The following is a 17,706-nucleotide window of genomic DNA, read 5'->3' on the forward strand; positions in this document are numbered from 1 at the left end:
AATGCATCCGCATTTTCTTCGTGCGGTGTTTATTCGAGGATGCTTATTCAATGTCCTGCGGGAGTGCGGATCAAAGGGAGACCCCGCAGGCGCAGAGCGCCTGGAGCGGAAATACAAAGGCAAGAGTTTAACAGAGCCAAAGAATAAGTCATGTTTAAATCAAAAAGGGTATCCAATGCCGGGACACCCTTTTTACAATTAAAAAATAATATGTGCAGCCAGAACAATTACCGGCAGCGTAATGATTGTTCTTTCTAAAAAGATAATAATCAAATCTTTAAGTGAAACCGGAATTTTAGATCCAAGAAGCAGTCCGCCCACTTCTGACATGTAGATTAGCTGTGTAACCGATACAGCAGCTACGACAAAGCGAGTTAATTCACTCTCTATACTAGCGCCAATAACAGATGGCAGGAACATATCCGCAAATCCGACAATCATGGTTTCAGAAGCTGCAGCTGCCTCCGGAACCTGCATGAGCTGCAGGAGCGGAATAAAAGGCATGCCTAGATACTTAAATACTGGTGTGTACTCAGCGATGATAAGTGCAAGTGTGCCAAGTGCCATGACAATCGGCGCCACACCCATCCACATATCAAGAATGTTTTTGGCACCTTGTTCAAAGAAATGCTTTACACTCTGATTGCCTTTTGCTTTTTCAACGGCCTGGGAGAATCCCCAGCTGACTGGAGTGTGTCCTTTTGGAATCGTTTCATCAAGTCCGCCTTCCTGGCCGTTATAATACGTATCAGGTTTTCTGGATAATGGCGGGATCCTTGGGCTAATAATCGCCGCAACGAATCCGGCTGCCGTAATGGTTAAATAAAAAGGCACGAATAAATGGCCTAAATTAACCTGTGAGATTACTACAAGGCTGAAGGTGATGGACACCACTGAGAAGGTTGTGCCAATGATAGCTGCTTCCCTTTTAGTGTAAAAGCCTTCCTCGTATTGTTTGCTTGTTAAAAGTACACCAATCGTTCCATCTCCGAGCCAGGAAGCGACACAGTCAATCGAAGATCTTCCTGGAAGCCTGAAGACAGGGCGCATGATTTTTGTTAATAATGATCCGAAAAATTCAAGAAGGCCGAAATTTAATAGCAACGGCAGAAAAAGTCCTGCAAACAAAAAGACCGAGAATAGAATTGGCAGCAGATCATTTAGCAGCAAGCCACCGGTATATTCAGACCAAACTTGCTCAGGCCCAATTTGGAACAGGGTCATTACAGCAAAAATGCTCCCCAGTATTCTTGCCGCAAACCATATAGCCGGAACATCAAACAAGTTTTTAAAGAACGTGCTTTTTTCAATGAAAGCCGGCTTTAAAAACTTTGCAATGATTGTACCAAGAAGGGTCAGAACGATGATAAAAGTCATAATTTCAGGGAGATAAGCAGCAAGCCAATCCTGGACCCAGCCTGAAAAAATGGCGATTGGGATCGTAATTTCCCCGTTATATTTTAGCGGAACCATAAAAAAGCTGATTCCGATAAGTGATGGAATAACAAATCTTAATATTTCTGAAGATGTGTACTTCTTTCTGGATGCATTAATCAATACAATTCACCTTTTCAACTTAATATTTATAAACCAAAAGTAATTTTAATTCATAACCTCTAAAAAGCCAACTCCTTTCTCTTAAATTCCACCGTTTCCCTCCTTTTTAAACACAAAATAGATTATTTTAACAAGCATATTTTCATCTCCCATATTATGTTAAAATATAAAATAATCAAAATAATCAAAAATCAGGTGGGTGAATGTTTAGGTTTCGTTTATATTGGACATTCACGAAGAAGGCTTTTCTTCGTTCGGCCGTTTACCGGTTCGATGTCTGGTCGAGGCTTGGCTCCAATCTTATTTTTCTGCTTATGTGGGGGTCCATTTGGACTGCTTTATATGCAGGAAGAGAAGAAGCGGGCGGTGTCAGCTTTGAGGCGATGCTGACATATATTGTGGTCAGTCAATTTTTAACGGGAGTAAATGGCGCTTTATTTGCCGTTTCAAGGAATCTATTACATACCAAACGCCATTTTTATAGGTGAAATTTCCGGAAGCACCATTCTGCTGTCCTTAGGGATTCAATTATTTTGGGTGGGAGTTTGTTACTTGCTATTAAGGCTGGTCTGGAACAGGGCATCACATAAAGTTGTTGTTCAGGGAGGATAGAGAGTGAGTGTTCTAAAATATTTCGAATTATACTTTAAACTCATCTCCGCTGGCATAAGGGCACAGATGCAGTACCGTTTTGCCTTTGTTATGAGGATTGTCGGGCTGATTACCTCATATACAGGAACTGCGGTAACGATGTGGATCATGCTCTACCAGTTTCAGAAATTGGGTTCATGGACTTTTTATGAAATGCTGTTTTTATTTGCAGTTGCCATTTTATCTTGGGGATTCTGCATTATTTTATTTTTCCACTTTAGAGGCCTGGACACATACATCCTGAATGGCAAGTTTGACCGCTTTCTTGTCAGGCCAATCAATCCGTTTTTTCATTTCATGGCGATGAAATTTGATGTTGCCTCCTTTGGCCAATTTATTTTCAGTATTGGTATTTTTATTTGGGTTGGCTTTGAGCTGCAGCTGGATTGGACACTTGGCAAAAGTTTATTTCTTTTGTTTTCAGTTATAGGAGGCGTCCTCATACAGGGCGGGCTGCTGGTGATGATTTCAGCCCTTGCATTTTGGACGACCAAATCAGAGCAGTTTTACTGGGTGGCTATGTATCCGGCCAGAAATTTAACCAATTATCCTTTGGTTATTTATCCGAAGGCCGTACAATGGTTCACTGCCTTTGTGGTTCCCTTCGGATTTGTTAACTATTTTCCTGCTGCCGTTTTACTGGAAAAAGAAACGCCATTTTTCCCTGACAATATAGGTTATTTTTCGCCGCTTGTCGGAATCATCTTTTTTGCCGCAGCCTATTATATTTGGATGCTGGGATTGAAGCGGTATAAGAGTACAGGTTCGTAACATAGATTAGGAGGGCTATAATGCCGATTATAGAGGTTGAACATCTGATGAAGGACTTCATGGTTGCCAAGAGGGAAACAGGCCTTCTGGGAGCTATGAAGAGCCTTGTGAAACGCGAGCATATTAAGAAGGAAGCAGTGAAGGATGTCAGCTTTTCCATTGAAGAAGGCGAAATGGTAGGCTATATAGGGCCGAATGGGGCTGGCAAATCAACCACGATCAAAATGCTGACGGGTATTCTCGTTCCAAGCTCAGGAAGTGTTAAGGTAAACGGCATTGTCCCTTATGAAAACAGACAGGAAAATGCCAAGAATATCGGAGTTGTTTTTGGCCAGAGGACACAGCTTTGGTGGGATTTGCCTACAATTGAATCGTTTGAGCTGCTCAAGGAAATCTATCAGGTTTCGAATAAACGCTACAAAGAAAATATGGATACATTTACTGAAATATTGGGGCTGGATGAATTTCTGAATACACCTGTCCGCCAGCTTTCGCTTGGGCAAAGAATGAGGGCTGATATTGCTGCCTCTCTTTTGCATGATCCGCCGATTCTTTTCCTTGATGAGCCGACCATCGGACTGGATGTTGTAGCCAAAGAGAAAATGAGGACGTTTATTAAAGAGATTAATAATGAGCGTAAAATCACGGTTATTTTAACAACTCATGACATGGAAGACATTGAAAAACTGTGTGAACGCATGATCCTCATCGACCATGGGCAAAAGGTATATGATGGCGAAATGGCAGTCGTGAAAGAAAAGTTCGGAAAAAACAGGACACTCATTGTAGATTTGGAGGAATCTTCCCACCGCTTGAAGCTTACAGGCGGCGAGGTTTTCAAGGAGGAAGCCAGCCGATTCTGGATTCGGTTTAACCGGGATGCGGTTTCTGCATCCGAATTAATTGCCCAGATTACGAAGACTCATAATATCAAGGATCTGACAGTGGAGGAGCCTGAAATTGAATCCATTATTAGCCGCATCTATCAGGAAGGCTATCAGGAACTGCCCGAAACCGTGAAAGTGTAAACGCAAACCTCTATGAAAAATGGGCACATGAAAGGTGTCGCTATTTTCTGAAAAATTGTATAATACATAGAGGTGATCAAATTGATTCTTTATCTTCTTGGCTTTTGTGCTGTGCTGTTGGGAGTTGGTATGTGTGTTGACTGGTGGCATAAAAGACATGGAATTGACGATTTTGACCCTGAGGAAAATGCGAAGCGTGTTTCGGAATCTGAGAGGGCTTATATGGAGTCGCATATGCATAACATGAAAAATGATCATCATAATGGAATGCTTTAATTTGGGCATGATGGCCGCCTGGCTGTCATGCTTTTTTGTATCTTAAGCAGGTTTATTTAGGCTGCCGTGAATAAATTTCAACAACGAAATTTATGATATAGCAACCAAACTTGACCAAATATCAACGAAAATATGATATATCAACGAACCGCAAAAAAAAGAGGATAGCCGGTGCGCCATCCTCTTGCATTTTTAGAAAAACAGCAATCCCAGTGAAATGACGGTACCGCTCACAAGCAGAGTCAGTACGCAGTATCCCATGATATCTTTTGCTTTTAAGCCGGCAATCGCAAGAGCAGGCAGAGCCCAGAAAGGCTGGATTAAGTTCGTCCAGGCGTCTCCCCATGCAACAGCCATTGCAGTTTTAGGGATAGATACGTCCATGGCCTTTGCCGCTTCCAGCATAACTGGGGCTTGAACGGCCCACTGTCCTCCACCAGAAGGAACGAAAAAGTTTACTAATCCGGCACTTAGGAACGCAAAGAAATGGAACGTGAATTCATTGGAAATTGAAACAAAGCCCTCTGACATAACTGCTGCTAATCCAGAAGTTGTCATCATGCCCATGATCCCAGCGTAAAACGGGAACTGGACAATGATGCCGCTTGCTCCTTTAACAGCATTAACAACCGCTTCCAGGAACTGCTTAGGTGTTCCGTGGAAAAGGATGCCAAGAAACAGGAACAGGAAATTAACAATATCAAGATTGAGCTTAAATCCATTTGCAGCAAAATAGGAAAACAGGAAAACGAGTCCAAAGAGTCCGATCAGCAAGGAGATAATGCGGCTGTTTTCTAATCGTTCTGCTGGTGTCAAAGCCCCTTTTTCGAGAGTGGCAGCCTGAACATCATCCTGAAGAAGTACAGGATCCACAACGATTGTCTCCTCTTTTGAAGGCATCATAAAGCGATTAACAAAAGGCAAAATCAAGAAGAGCGCCAAAACAATTAAAAGGTTGAATCCGGCAAAAATGGTTTGGTCAGTTGCAATCACACCAATCATTTCTTCAGAAAAGTGGCCCGGTGTAGCAATTGTCAATGGAATGGAACCAGAAATTCCTCCATGCCAAACAATAAATCCTGAGTAAGCGCTTGCAATTAAAAGCCGGTAATCCACATTCTTAACTTTTTTAGCAAGTTCCTTGGCGAATAAAGCACCGATGACAAGACCGAAGCCCCAGTTAATTAGGCTGGCAATCATGGAAACAACCGTAACAATGATAATAGCCTGGCCAGGTGACTTTGCAGTTGAGGCAAGAGCGCCTAATCCCTTTTTAAAAATTTGGCTGCTGGCCAATACATGCCCTGTTACCAGGACAAGCACCATTTGCATGGAGAAGACTAAAAGTCCCCAAAAACCATTGCCCCAATGCTGGACCATCTGATAAGGCCCGTTGTCAGTGAAAATCAGCCCTAATCCAAAAACGGCGAAAGTTAAGATAATAACAAATAAAAATGGATCTGGCAGATACCGCTGCATAATGCGGTTAAAGAATGATACCAGTACTTTCATGATGTAACCCCCTTTAAAAAATTGATCCCAAACTTATTATATTTTCTGTAAAATTCCCTATATTCCTTCTTTTCTGAAATAACATTTGTATTAAAAGCGTTTCCATTACAATTGGGAGAGCCACATTAAAAGGTATGGACGGTAACATAAAGGTAGCAACACTTGCTGATCGGCGGATTTAAAAAAATACGTCTTCATTCATTGGAATTGGATGAATAGGGTTTAACTCTTTAGAATTTAATAAGAAGAGGAAAAGATGTCCAAAAACGGAGAAAGAGACAATTCCTTAAAGTACCTTACCGTTAACATGATGACATAAACCTATTTCGGTTTAAAAAGGAGTGCTTATATGGATATCACTTTGTTAATAAAGCTTTTTGAGGAAAATCGATGCGAAGAGAAAGCAATTCCCATGCAAAATTACATGAAAAACAAGTTTCCTTACCTAGGAATTAAAACGCCTGAAAGAAGAATTTTATTAAAAAAATTCTTTAATGAAACCGGGCTGTTAAAACAAGAGTTCAAGCCGGATTTCGTTGAAGCATTGTGGGAGATGGAAGAAAGAGAATATCAAAATGCAGCTCTTGACTATATTGGGAAATTCACTAAGAAATTAGAGAAGCGTCATTTTGGTTTAATTGAAAAGCTGATTGTATCAAAGTCCTGGTGGGATACAGTCGACATGCTTGCTTCGCATGCGGTTGGGGCAATTGCGGAAAAGCATCCTGAAGTGATAAAGGAAAGAATTGACGGATGGGCTTCCGGCAATAATATGTGGCTTCGCCGGACCGCGATTTTATTTCAGTTAAAGTATAAAGACCATACAGATGAAGAGTTATTATACCGCTATATTCTCCAAAATAATGAAAGCAGGGAGTTCTTCATCCAAAAAGCGATTGGATGGGCTCTCAGGGAGTATTCCAAAACAAACCATGCTTCAGTAAAATTGTTTATCGATTCCAATCTCCTGGCTAAATTAAGTGTCAGGGAAGGTAGCAAATATTTAAATGAAAATGAAGAACATGTTAGAATGGCAAAATAAGTTTTTCTGTAAAAAATACTACTACAGCCAGAAGGTGAGATAACATGATCAAATGCATTGCCAGTGATATGGATGGAACTCTTTTAACAGCAACACAGAAAATAACGGATGAGAATATTGAAGCAATCAAAGCAGCACAAAAAAAAGGAGTAGAGGTTGTAATCGCAACCGGGCGCTCGTATTTCGAAGCAAGCTTTGTTTTGGAGGAAGCTGGGATCTCCTGCCCGATTATTTGCGCAAATGGTGCAGAGGTAAGGGCTGCGGATGGAAAAGTGGTTTCTTCTAATCCGCTCGATAAGGACTTGGCTAAAAAAGCTGCTTATATCCTTATACAGAACAATGTTTACTTCGAGGTGTATACAAACCAAGGTACATATACAGTCGATGAAGATAGAGGCGTTTCAATCATTGTGGATATCTTTTTAAGCGGAAACCCTGAAGCGGACATTGACGAGGTCACAAAAGCCGCAGAGGAACGGTTTAAAAAGGGGCTGGTGCATAAAGTGAACAGCTATGATGAACTGTTCAACCATGAAGAGCATCAAATTTATAAGCTGCTGGCCTTCTCGTTTGAACCAGATTTTCTCGCTTCCGCAAAGGAGGACTTGCTTCAGCTGGAAGGCATGGCAGTGAGTTCATCAGGGGATGAAAACCTTGAGCTGACAAGTGTGAATGCACAAAAGGGGATTGCTCTTGAAGCTTTTGTAAAAGAAAAAGGAATTTCACTTCTAGAAACGATGGCGATTGGCGACAATTATAATGATTTGTCCATGTTTAAACGGGCTGGAAGATCAGTCGCAATGGGAAATGCCGATGAAATCATTAAAGCGCAATGTGATGCAGTTACATCAACAAACGAAGACAGCGGAGTAGCCAAAGCGATTTGGGAAGTACTAGAGTGAAATTTCAAGGAGGTTGAGAGCTGGATGAAAAGGGTGTTAGGTGTATGGCTTTTGGCTTTTGTATTTCTTTCCGGATGCACAAATGCAGGGGAGAATGAGGTTAAGGAAAAGGTTGAAGAGCAGGAAGCCAGCCTTCCTGCAAATGAAGAACCGGAAATTCTCGCTGATGAGCTGGAAATTCCCTGGTCCATTGCAAAAACAGGAGAAACCTTTTATATGTCGGAAAGACAGGGAAGCATTGTAAAAGTGGACGAAAGCAAAAAAGAACGCCAAAAGGTACAATTGGAAAAAAAGCTGTCTACAGCAGCGGAAGCAGGTTTTCTGGGCTTTGTGCTGGCCCCTGACTTTTCCAAATCGAATGAAGCCTTTGCCTATTACACCTACGAAAACAGCACCGGACAGTTTAACCGCATTGTCATCCTCCGGCTTCAGGGTGGAATATGGAAAGAGGAAAAGATCTTGCTGGATAAAATTCCGAGCGGCCAGTTCCACCATGGCGGCCGCCTTGAAATCGGCCCTGACGGCAAGCTTTATGCAACAACAGGCGATGCTGCTGCTAACCCCGAAATTGCGCAGGATGTGAATTCTTTGGGAGGCAAAATCTTAAGAATGAATCTGGACGGCACCATACCGGAGGATAATCCTTTTCCCGATTCATATATCTATAGCTATGGCCACCGCAATCCTCAAGGGCTTGCTTGGGCAGCTGACGGGACTTTGTATGAAAGTGAGCACGGCCCCTCAGCCAATGATGAAATCAATAAAATAATAGCCGGAAACAATTACGGCTGGCCTGTCATAAAAGGGACTGAAAAGAAAGAAGGCATGGAATCGCCCATCTTTACTTCAGGAGATGATGAAACCTGGGCTCCTTCCGGGATGGCCTACCATGATGGCAAGCTCTATACCGCTGCATTAAGAGGCAGTGCAGTTCTGGAGTTTGACCTGGAAGCTAAAAAAGTTGGAAAGCTTGTTTCGAATTTAGGGCGGATCAGGGATGTCTTTATTGAAGGAAATGATCTTTATTTTATTAGCAACAACACAGATGGCCGCGGAAATCCGCTTGAAAAGGATGACAAGCTTTATAGAATTTCTTTAACTGATATATAAAAAGCCTGGCAGCTGCCAGGCTTTTGTTTCTATTCTTTTACAGAAAGTCCATGCATGATGAATTGAATGGTTAATTCAATCTCTTCTTCATCGTTCCACTCCGCTTCAGGCAAAATTAAATACCTGGTGATCAAAAAACCGAATATGGATGTAAAGGTCATACGAACGGCGCTATATGCGGGGATATCGATAATTTGGCCCTTTTTCTGGTAGAACTCCACCAGGTTAACAAAGCGTTCGAACACCTTGCCGGCAATATGTTCTTTATATTGTTCCTTAAGCTCGGGATGGAACGGAATTTCCTGGATCAGGATTTTCAAAAGGGGCATATTGTTTTTTAAGAAAGCAATTCGATTTTCCATTATGGCCCTTAAAAAGTCTTCATAACGTTCATATTTATGATCGATTACTTTATATAAATCCTTTATGACAAATGGGGCGATTAATTTTGCCATCATGGGTGAAACAATGCCCATCAGCAAATCCTTTTTTGTTTTATAGTGACGAAAAATCGTTCCTTCTGCCACTCCTGCTTTCTTGGCAATTTCACTAGTTGAAGTAGCTGCATAGCCTTTCTCGGAAAACGATTCAATCGCTGCTATAATAATTTTCTTCTGCTTATCCGTGAGTCCCTCTTCTTCCTGGAATAACTCTTCAATAACCGAATCCTGCTCTGACATAGTAAACTCCTTTATCCGTACTAATCTATAGATTTATTATAAAGGATTAAAAATATAAAAAGAAATTTACAGGCTTTATATTTTTCGGTACCTTCTTAAAGCAGCAATATTTAGAATCATAAATAGCAGAGAGAAGCCCAGCAATACCAGTAAATCTTTATAAATCATCTCCCAGCCAAAGCCCCTTACCATTACATTCCTTAATGCTTCGGCAGCATAATATAAAGGGGTTAAAGGTCCAACCCAGCTGAGCCATTTCGAAATCGTTTCGAGGTTAAATAAACCGGAAAAAAAGACCTGGGGCACAACAACCAGCGGAATAAATTGAATCATTTGCAGCTCGTTATTGGCAAAGGAGGATAGGAGTATCCCCAGGGTTAGTGCTGATAAGGAAAGAAGCAAAGTAATGAGCAGGACATAGCCAAAAGCTCCCTCCATCAGCATTCCAAGAACGTATATGGCGTACCAGGCAATAATCGTAGCCTGGATCATGGTGAAAACGCCAAAACCGATGGTATATCCTGCAACGATTTCCCATTTTCTTAACGGGCTTGTTAAAAGCCGTTCAAGTGTCCCAGTGGTTCTTTCGCGCAAAAAGGAAACACCGGCAATAAGGAAAACGAAGAAAAAGACGAAAAATCCAAGAAGGACTGGGCCGAAATAATCAAACTGCCCCATGTCGCTTGAGCCGAACAGGTAATCAATGTTCATCTCCTGATGATTGCCGTTTTGCTGCAAGGGTTTTAGCGCATTTTGTACCCAACGCAGCACAGACCCGTTTACACTGGGATCGCTCCCTTCAAGAACCAGTGATGGAGCCATCTTATCAAATAACAAATACCCATCCAGCTCCTGATTCGATAAATCACTTTCAGCCCGATTAGCAGATTCGTAATGTTTAACAGCAGCATCTTCCAAGTTTAATTGAGTCTCAATTGCTTCAGGTATATCGACGAGTCCAATATTAGGCCTATATTCATCTCCATTAAATACAAAATGAAGCATGGTCAGGACAAGCATAGGGGCGAAAATCAAAAGAGCCATGGTACGTTTATCTCTTACAATCTGGCGGAGTATTCTAATAACCAGCGCTGTAATTCTCATTTTAAGCACCTCCATATGCCAGGAAGGCATCTTCAATATTGGCCGCTCTTGTTTGCTGCTTTAATTCCTCGGGAGATCCCACTGCAATAAGCCTTCCATCCCTGATCATCCCCAGCCTGTCGCACTTTTCTGCTTCATCCATCACATGAGTAGTAACGATAATAGTTGTTCCGTTCTCTTTGAGGCCTTTAAATGCGGCCCAAATGCCTTTTCTCAGGACAGGGTCAATGCCAACAGTAGGTTCGTCAAGAATAAGCAATCCCGGCTTATGCAGAAGAGATATAGCAAGGGAAAGGCGTCGCTTCATTCCCCCGGAATAGTTAAAAACCAGCTTATCGATGTGTTCGGTTAAAGAAACAATTTCCATAACATCCTTCATCCGCTGCTGTTTTTCCTTTCCTTTTAGTCCATAAAGAGAAGCAAAAAAATCAAGATTTTCTTTTGCTGTTAATTCCCCGTAAAGGGCATCGGACTGGGCCATATAGCCAATCCTATTCATCAAATCTAAACGGGGCATCTTTTCATTGAAAATATAGTTTTCCCCTTGTGCGGGAGTCTCCAATCCGGCCAGCTGCTTCACAAGTGTCGTCTTTCCTGCTCCAGAGGGACCGAGGAAGCCGAATATTTCCCCCGGAAAGATTTCTAAGTTTATGCCTTTAAGTACCTGCTGTTTTCCATAGTTTTTTGATACATTTTGAATGGAAACGATCGGGTTTTGATTATGCATATCTTCACCTCTTTTATTTAAGTGAGTAATCACTCACTTAAATCATATAATAAATGGCTGTTTTCGTAAAGTGAGTAATCACTCATTATTTGATAATTGTTTCGACAAAAAACCTCCCATCTAAAGATGGAAGGTCTATAAGTTGTTTAAAGGGGAGAGCTGTAAACTTCTTTAAAAAAATTCAATCTTAAGTGAATTAACCTGTGAGACGAGCAGCTCTTCATACTGCTTTTGGGCAAGATAATAGATTTCTTGCTCATTGACACCAGGATTTTCTTTTTTTACTTTTTCAATTAAGTCCTGCTGAATTTTTTGGGAGAGAACAATTAACTCGTATTGTTTCTCCTGTTTCTCCCAAAACCTTTGATCGCCGTACTCCTGTAACATTTTTTTTGCTATATCGAATTGATTGTATTGCTCCTTTACTTTCTCAAGTTCGCTGGATACTTCTTCTTTTGTTGCTTTATGGCCTTTTTCTATAGAGAGATATGCCATGGAACGCAGCCTAATAATTTGTGTTAATAACTGATTGCGGTCCTCATTCATTTTCTCCTGGGCATCCCAATAGCCCATTGCTTCATCCAGTGCATTGCCTTTATAGGTTTGTTCATCCTGAGATCTGCTTATCGCGATATGCAGTTTATTAATAAAAAGGTAAAATTCCATGTCTTTTTCAGTTATCCAATCACCGTTAATAAGTGCAACGCCCTCTGGCTCTTTCACTTCATATTCGAGGACTTCCTCTGTTACTTTGCTGCCCTTTTCGGCAGTAATGAAGATTTCCCAATCACCTGCCATTGGCAATTCAATATTTCCGGAATAAATTCCATCCTTTTCTTCCTGAAGGGTTGTCTGGTATTGCCCGTGATCCATATTTTTCATGGAAAAACCGGCTGTTACCTTTAAATCAGTTAAAGGTTTATTATTCTCTGAAATTGCTACCTTGAATAAAGTGGCTTTATCTTTTTGCATAAAGAAAGGTTCACTTACTTCAATATCAATGTTCGGGCTGGAACTGCACCCGGATAATATCAGAATAAGCAGCAAAAGACTTCTAATAAAAAACTGATTCATAACGCATTATCTCCCAACCTTTGAGTTTCCAGAAATTCATCAACAGTAAATTTTTCAATTTTACAATCTTCTAAGTAGGCAACGTGTGTGCATAGTTGTCTGATCTCATCCAGATGATGGGAAGATAAAAGAATGGTCTTTCCCTTAAGAGAATTTAAAATTTGAAGAATTTCTTTTCTCCCCATTGGATCAATGCCGCTTGTTGGTTCATCAAGTATTAAAATGCCTGAATCCTGATAAAGTGTTATTGCCAATCCCAACCGCTGAAGCATTCCTTTTGAATAATTCTTAATGGCAAGGTGGCGGTCTTCCCAAAGAGAGACAGACTCCAATATTTCTCTGATACGCACCATATCCACTGTCTTTGAGGAAGCCAGGGCAAAAAAGGTCATATTTTCAAGCCCTGATAGGGGCGGATAAAGCATGAATTTTTCAGGCAAGAAAGCAATATCTGAATTTCTCTTGGAAAACTTTAATCCATTAATTTTTACGGTCCCTTTTTTAACAGGAATAATCCCGAGCAGGCTGTTAATAAGAGTTGACTTTCCCGCTCCGTTTCGACCGACCAGAGCACAGATTTCATTTGTTTCAATAGTAAGATTCACATGATCTAAAACAATTTTTTTTCCGTAAAATTGAGTTAATTCCTTTATTTCAATCAATCTGAGTCCTCCTTACGGTGAAAAGTCACGGCTAATAAAAATGAGAAGAGGAGAAGCAAAACTGCATTTCCGCTTAAAAAAAACCCAGGTTTCACCCACATAAATGATTTAAGCAATTTGGACATATGTCCGAATGAGTAAACCTCCAGACCTGTCTCAAGAAAAATTCGGGAAGCATGTAAAGGATTGAAAAAATAGGCGATTGAAAAAAGTTTTACATTTTCATATGTGATATAAGGCAATAGGGTAAGCATAAGAAAATCGTGTAAGAAGAAAAAGTAAAACCATGTTAAAATTGCATACCCTACAATCTGCATACGCGACCGCGAGAGACTTCCGATTAAAATTCCAAACTGGTTAAAAACGAGCATCAAGGTTAAAAGGGAGATTAAAAATACTGCATAATGCTTGCCATCCAGTTGAAAATAAAATTTTATAGGAAGAATATAAATCAGAAACCATATGAAAAGGGGGCCAGCCAAAACGACCTGAATTGCAAGGGACTTTTTAAGCAAAAAGCTGGAATAACATTCGTTTCTTGTTAAAAGCATCACTAAGGTTTTCTGTTCTTTTTCCTGGAAGATCGAGAAGGCTCCAAGAAATAAACACAGAATAGGGATGAAATAGATCATTGAATCAAATAAGTTTAACAGTAAAATATAAAATCCTTGATCAAAAGAAAGAATAGTGGACTTGTATAAAATAATGGCCGAGACCAGTATCACGATGCCGAAGGATAACCATAGTCCTTTTCCTCTTATGTTTTCCTTCCATTCTTTCCAAATGTAATGCATAGCCATTGTCTCCCTTTTAATAAGATCGTTAAGGAGGCAGCTGCCCCAATTAGCAACCAAACCAATGGGATGCTGTCTCCGCCTCGTCGAACTAGCGGATAAGTGTCTTCAAACATGGTTTTATTCTTCTTAAGAAGAGCATAAGTCTTTTCATAAACGGCTATAGCCGGGCTTTTCAAAAATAAATAGGTTAACTCATGATCTTCTATGAGCTGGTGGAATGATGACTGGTAACGAATTGGCTTATCACCTATGCCATTTCCGTTCAAATCGAGGCTGGGTAAAGTCCTGCCCCAATCATTTCCCACGCCGTTCTCACTCCAGCTGTTTTGTCCCTGTCCACCTAAACTGACTGCAGGAATCGTATTTTCGTGAATTTGGTTAGCTGAAAATACCTGATCATTTGAGCTGGCCCAAAGTTCAATACCGATTTGGTTTTTAATAATCCGGTTTTTTCGGATAGAGCTTGAAGTTGATTGATCAATATAAAGGCCCCGCTGATTTAAAAAGAAAGTATTATTCTCTATTTCAATTTTGTTGGCAGACAAGAGCAAAATTCCAAAGGAACGGTGCCCATAATTAAAAATAAATTGATTGTTTGAAAGAGATAGTCCATTGGAGTGCATGACAGCTGCTCCGCCTGTGTTAAAGAAGAAGATATTGTTTTTAAAGCGGTTATGGTCAGAATACATATAATGTAAACCATATCTGGTATGGCTTATCTCATTATCTGAAATGGTATTGTCATTGGCATAATCAAAAAACATGCCGTCTCTTGTACCGGTTATCTTATTATTTTTCAATAAGTTGCTGTTGGCATAATAAACATGAAGACCGTTTCCCTGGTTGGCAATTTCTCCTTTACCCAGACCGGTAATCTCCGAGTTTTGAACAACGTTTCCGTGTGCCTGGCTTAAATAGATTCCATGGAAGGACCTGCTGATTTTAATGTGATCCAGGAGGTTGCCGTCGGAATAGATCTTTACTGCCGCATATTCCTCGGAGGAATTCCGGTCCATGCTGCTGTTCATAACTGTGAGGTTTCTAATAACTACTCCTGGAGCGCGAATAGATACGACATTACTCGTACCGTCACCCTTAATGACTGTTTTATTGCTCCCTATAATCTCTATTTTTTTATTAATAGTGATATTTCCCTCATACGTTTGGTCTTCCAGTTTTATAATTGCTCCATCTTCAGCTGAATCAATAAGATCTTGCAGGCTCCCAGAAGCGGATCCATATTTAGGAAAACTGAGGGAGGTAAAGAAGATTAAGAAAACAAGGAGACAGAGTTTTTTCATCTTCTCCGTTCCTTCCACAACGGAATTATCAGAAGAATAAAGGCTGCTGCTGCCATATAAAATCCGCTTCCCAAGTAGCTATGGGTAATAAAATTAGCTAAGGTGTTCTCACCAATGATCGGCGGAATGAAGGGCTCGACTGTAATGGGAGCAGTAGGGCTCAAGTTTGTTCCAAAATCCTTTAACCACCTGTGCAGATCCCATACACCGAGAATTCCCCCTATTATAAAAAAGCAAATGAGCAAAAAGAGTATTGCTTTCCTTTTGAGGAGACCTGCTATGAGTGTGAGAATGGCTAACCCTCCAATTAGAAAGGGCAGGTATCTTAATTCAGGGAAATTAGTTTCACTGAAATTTTTCATTCCAATATAATGATTCAAGCCATTGACTATATCAATTTCTCCCTCAAGCTTATTCGGATAGACAATGATATTTAAGCCCTCCGGATACTGGGGAGCAAAAAATTCCATGCCCCACCAGGGGAAAAATAAAGAAGCTGCAATCAATGCGGAGGCTATGAATAGCAGGATGGAAGAAGTGGTGGAGAAATATTTACGATCCACAGGTATCTCGCCTTTCTTAAAAGGGGAAGGGCATCAACGGAAATTGACACCCTTTCACCTTTTATTTTTTTGGTTTCACAAGAAAGTAGCCTGTCATTTCCTGGTGTAATGCTGAACAGAAATTCGTACAATAGATCGGGAAAGTGCCTGCTTTATCAGCCGTAAATTCAATTGTGTTGGTCTGTCCCGGCTGAACCTCAATGTTTAAGTCATAGCCGTTAATGGCAAACCCATGGGTAATATCCTGATCGAAGTCGATGTTTGTTAAGTGAATAACAACTTTGTCGCCTTCATTTACCTCAATTTGATCAGGCCGCTCGGCTTTTGCATCAAAGATGAATTTGGAGCGCATGGCTATGCCGTAAACGTGAACTTCATTTCCTTTTCGGACAATTCTCGTTTGATCCTGGCTATATACAGCATCTGGATTGTTTTCATCTTTTGGATAAACAGAAATCGTTTTAATCTTATCTGCCTTAATCATTTGAGCATAGTGAGGCTCAGGGTTAACAGGTGATGATTGGATTACTTCCATTTTCTTGCCGGCTAGATCAATCAGCTGCATAGATTCCGGATGGGAAGGGCCGACAGACAAGTAACTGTCTTTGGCGATTTTGTTTAAAGCAATAAGATATTTTCCATCAGGATCGACAGTATCACCTTCAGCTGCCACAGAGTGCCCAGGAGAATATTGTACAGGTACTCGATCCAATGTTTCGCCGGTATTAGGATCCCATTTTACAATTTCAGAGGAAATGAACATTGTTGTATAGGCCATTCCTTTTTCGTCAAATTGTGTATGAAGAGGCCCAAGAGCATTTTCAGGATTTACCTCTTTCTCCATTACAGACTCATATTTTAAGACTGGAATTCCATTACGCTCCCCCGCAAAATCTTCTTTTTTTATTGCTTCGAACGCTTTCTCAAAAGAAAATACAGTCATAGCAGGTGCCAGTTTTCCGGATGCAATAAATCGTTTACCATCCGGTGTTACATCTACACCATGTGGCGATTTTGCGACAGGAACGAGGTAAATGCCGCCTTTATGTTTTTCTGGGAAAATCATTTTTTGTCCTGTCACTTCATCATATTGTCCATCCTTGATCATTTTCTCTAGCCCTTTCCAGTTGAATAATACGATGTAATCCCTGTCAGCTTGTGAAGCATTGATTTCAAGATTAGTAGTGGCTTCTTCGGTGTTGTATGTCGTCATTACTGCCCAGTCTGCGGACACCTTTTTACCTGCATCTGACAAATCATATGACCATGGCGGGAGGGCTACTTGATAAGCGATGTTTAACTTTTCCTTTTTATCATCAAATGTAACAGCAGACATAACCCCGCGGTATTTTTCACTGTATTCGTCAAGCGATGCATACTCTCTTCCAATCGGGACAGCGAATCGGGTTGGAAGAAACATATATTCTGTGTTAGAGGTAACAAATGCAGCACAGTGCGGACCGCTTGTATTAGGAACATTAATAATGTCTTTAACTGTAAATGTTTCTAAATTCATCACCGCTGCCCGACTGTTCCCAACATCAGTGGCAAACATATATTTTCCGTCATAGTCGCCGTCTTTTTCAGAAAATGCAGGATGATGAAGATCTCCCCAGGTATAGTCACCCAGCATCTCTTTCGAATGTGTATCCCAGCCATAGCCGGTTGCAGAATCCTTGGAAAAAACCGGTACAGTACGAATGTGACGCATTGAGGGGACTCCGTAAATAAACATTTGTCCGGAATGTCCGCCTGATGCAAATAAATAGTATTCATCTTTTTCTCCAAATGGGACATAAACCTTTTCAGCGTTGCTTTTATTAGTGTCGTTTGATGCTTCGCTTCGCTGTGCAGGCGATAAATCAGCAAAAAAGACAGTTGCTGCCAAAAAGCCGGCAAGCAGGCCGGAAGCAGCTGGAACCCATTTTTTCACAAGCATGGCACCACCT

The 17,706-nt window shown here is 40.8% G+C and carries 19 protein-coding genes; 8 read left to right on the forward strand and 11 right to left on the reverse strand.

Translation table 11 applies throughout. The features are described 5' to 3' along the window. Window positions 1-198: 198 nt before the first annotated feature. The gene (locus DFO73_RS04710; protein ID WP_375137305.1) at window positions 199-1,554 is read right to left on the reverse strand and encodes a YjiH family protein; all 1,356 of its coding nucleotides are present in this window, start codon (window positions 1,552-1,554) and stop codon (window positions 199-201) included. Between the two features lie 206 nt (window positions 1,555-1,760). Here DFO73_RS04710 and DFO73_RS04715 point away from each other — a divergent pair, with 206 nt between their 5' ends. The 5 genes from DFO73_RS04715 (at window position 1,761) to DFO73_RS04730 (ending at window position 4,283) form a co-directional block, all read left to right on the forward strand. Next, the gene (locus tag DFO73_RS04715) at window positions 1,761-2,045 is read left to right on the forward strand and encodes a hypothetical protein (RefSeq protein WP_258309289.1); all 285 of its coding nucleotides are present in this window, start codon (window positions 1,761-1,763) and stop codon (window positions 2,043-2,045) included. Further along, the gene (locus tag DFO73_RS29175; RefSeq protein ID WP_258309247.1) at window positions 1,984-2,169 is read left to right on the forward strand and encodes an ABC-2 family transporter protein; all 186 of its coding nucleotides are present in this window, start codon (window positions 1,984-1,986) and stop codon (window positions 2,167-2,169) included. The genes DFO73_RS04715 and DFO73_RS29175 overlap by 62 nt, the downstream gene beginning before the upstream one ends. A gap of 3 nt (window positions 2,170-2,172) precedes the next feature. Beyond that, window positions 2,173-2,979: an ABC transporter permease gene (locus DFO73_RS04720; protein ID WP_110063635.1), complete on the forward strand. Its 807-nt coding sequence runs from the start codon at window positions 2,173-2,175 to the stop codon at window positions 2,977-2,979. Window positions 2,980-2,999: 20 nt separating this feature from the next. Then, window positions 3,000-4,007 (forward strand): ABC transporter ATP-binding protein, encoded by a 1,008-nt coding sequence (locus DFO73_RS04725; RefSeq protein ID WP_110063636.1) that lies wholly within the window; start codon window positions 3,000-3,002, stop codon window positions 4,005-4,007. 81 nt (window positions 4,008-4,088) lie between these two features. Then, complete coding sequence (locus DFO73_RS04730; RefSeq protein WP_110063637.1) at window positions 4,089-4,283, forward strand: hypothetical protein; 195 nt, start codon at window positions 4,089-4,091, stop codon at window positions 4,281-4,283. A 192-nt stretch (window positions 4,284-4,475) separates the two neighbouring features. On the opposite strand, the gene DFO73_RS04735 is transcribed toward DFO73_RS04730, so the two are convergent. After that, window positions 4,476-5,795 carry a short-chain fatty acid transporter gene (locus tag DFO73_RS04735; RefSeq protein WP_110063638.1) on the reverse strand — a complete coding sequence of 440 codons (1,320 nt, stop codon included), beginning with the start codon at window positions 5,793-5,795 and terminating at the stop codon, window positions 4,476-4,478. A gap of 349 nt (window positions 5,796-6,144) precedes the next feature. On the opposite strand from DFO73_RS04735, the gene DFO73_RS04740 reads away from it, so the two are divergent. From DFO73_RS04740 to DFO73_RS04750, 3 genes are read left to right on the forward strand one after another with little or no spacing between them, the layout of a single operon-like run. Then, window positions 6,145-6,837, forward strand: a complete 693-nt coding sequence (locus DFO73_RS04740; protein WP_110063639.1) for a DNA alkylation repair protein — start codon at window positions 6,145-6,147, stop codon at window positions 6,835-6,837. Window positions 6,838-6,881: 44 nt separating this feature from the next. Further along, window positions 6,882-7,739, forward strand: coding sequence for an HAD family hydrolase (locus tag DFO73_RS04745; protein WP_110063640.1), 858 nt, complete (start codon window positions 6,882-6,884; stop codon window positions 7,737-7,739). A gap of 24 nt (window positions 7,740-7,763) precedes the next feature. Next, on the forward strand, window positions 7,764-8,849 hold the full coding sequence (locus DFO73_RS04750) for a PQQ-dependent sugar dehydrogenase (protein WP_110063641.1): 1,086 nt from the start codon (window positions 7,764-7,766) through the stop codon (window positions 8,847-8,849). A 29-nt stretch (window positions 8,850-8,878) separates the two neighbouring features. Here the strand turns inward: DFO73_RS04750 and DFO73_RS04755 are convergent, their stop codons facing one another. The 9 genes from DFO73_RS04755 to nosZ form a co-directional block, all read right to left on the reverse strand. Next, the gene (locus tag DFO73_RS04755) at window positions 8,879-9,529 is read right to left on the reverse strand and encodes a TetR/AcrR family transcriptional regulator (protein WP_110063642.1); all 651 of its coding nucleotides are present in this window, start codon (window positions 9,527-9,529) and stop codon (window positions 8,879-8,881) included. Window positions 9,530-9,604: 75 nt separating this feature from the next. Further along, window positions 9,605-10,633, reverse strand: a complete 1,029-nt coding sequence (locus DFO73_RS04760) for an ABC transporter permease (protein WP_110063643.1) — start codon at window positions 10,631-10,633, stop codon at window positions 9,605-9,607. A gap of 1 nt (window position 10,634) precedes the next feature. Then, window positions 10,635-11,360: an ABC transporter ATP-binding protein gene (locus DFO73_RS04765; RefSeq protein ID WP_110063644.1), complete on the reverse strand. Its 726-nt coding sequence runs from the start codon at window positions 11,358-11,360 to the stop codon at window positions 10,635-10,637. A gap of 171 nt (window positions 11,361-11,531) precedes the next feature. Beyond that, on the reverse strand, window positions 11,532-12,434 hold the full coding sequence (locus DFO73_RS04770; protein ID WP_110063645.1) for a FixH family protein: 903 nt from the start codon (window positions 12,432-12,434) through the stop codon (window positions 11,532-11,534). Further along, window positions 12,431-13,096, reverse strand: coding sequence for an ABC transporter ATP-binding protein (locus DFO73_RS04775; protein WP_110063646.1), 666 nt, complete (start codon window positions 13,094-13,096; stop codon window positions 12,431-12,433). Before DFO73_RS04775 ends, DFO73_RS04770 begins: the two co-directional genes overlap by 4 nt. Next, window positions 13,093-13,896 (reverse strand): ABC transporter permease, encoded by an 804-nt coding sequence (locus DFO73_RS29760; protein WP_110063647.1) that lies wholly within the window; start codon window positions 13,894-13,896, stop codon window positions 13,093-13,095. Before DFO73_RS29760 ends, DFO73_RS04775 begins: the two co-directional genes overlap by 4 nt. After that, a complete protein-coding gene (nosD, locus tag DFO73_RS04785) occupies window positions 13,854-15,194 on the reverse strand; it encodes a nitrous oxide reductase family maturation protein NosD (RefSeq protein WP_110063648.1) in 1,341 nt (446 codons plus the stop codon). The genes DFO73_RS29760 and nosD overlap by 43 nt, the downstream gene beginning before the upstream one ends. Next, the gene (locus tag DFO73_RS04790; RefSeq protein WP_110063649.1) at window positions 15,191-15,757 is read right to left on the reverse strand and encodes a hypothetical protein; all 567 of its coding nucleotides are present in this window, start codon (window positions 15,755-15,757) and stop codon (window positions 15,191-15,193) included. Before DFO73_RS04790 ends, nosD begins: the two co-directional genes overlap by 4 nt. A 61-nt stretch (window positions 15,758-15,818) precedes the next feature. Then, window positions 15,819-17,696 carry a Sec-dependent nitrous-oxide reductase gene (gene nosZ / locus DFO73_RS04795; protein WP_110063650.1) on the reverse strand — a complete coding sequence of 626 codons (1,878 nt, stop codon included), beginning with the start codon at window positions 17,694-17,696 and terminating at the stop codon, window positions 15,819-15,821. Between the last annotated feature and the right edge of the window lie 10 nt (window positions 17,697-17,706).

The organism is Cytobacillus oceanisediminis (assembly GCF_003182355.1).
Lineage (GTDB): Bacteria > Bacillota > Bacilli > Bacillales > Cytobacillaceae > Cytobacillus > Cytobacillus oceanisediminis_A.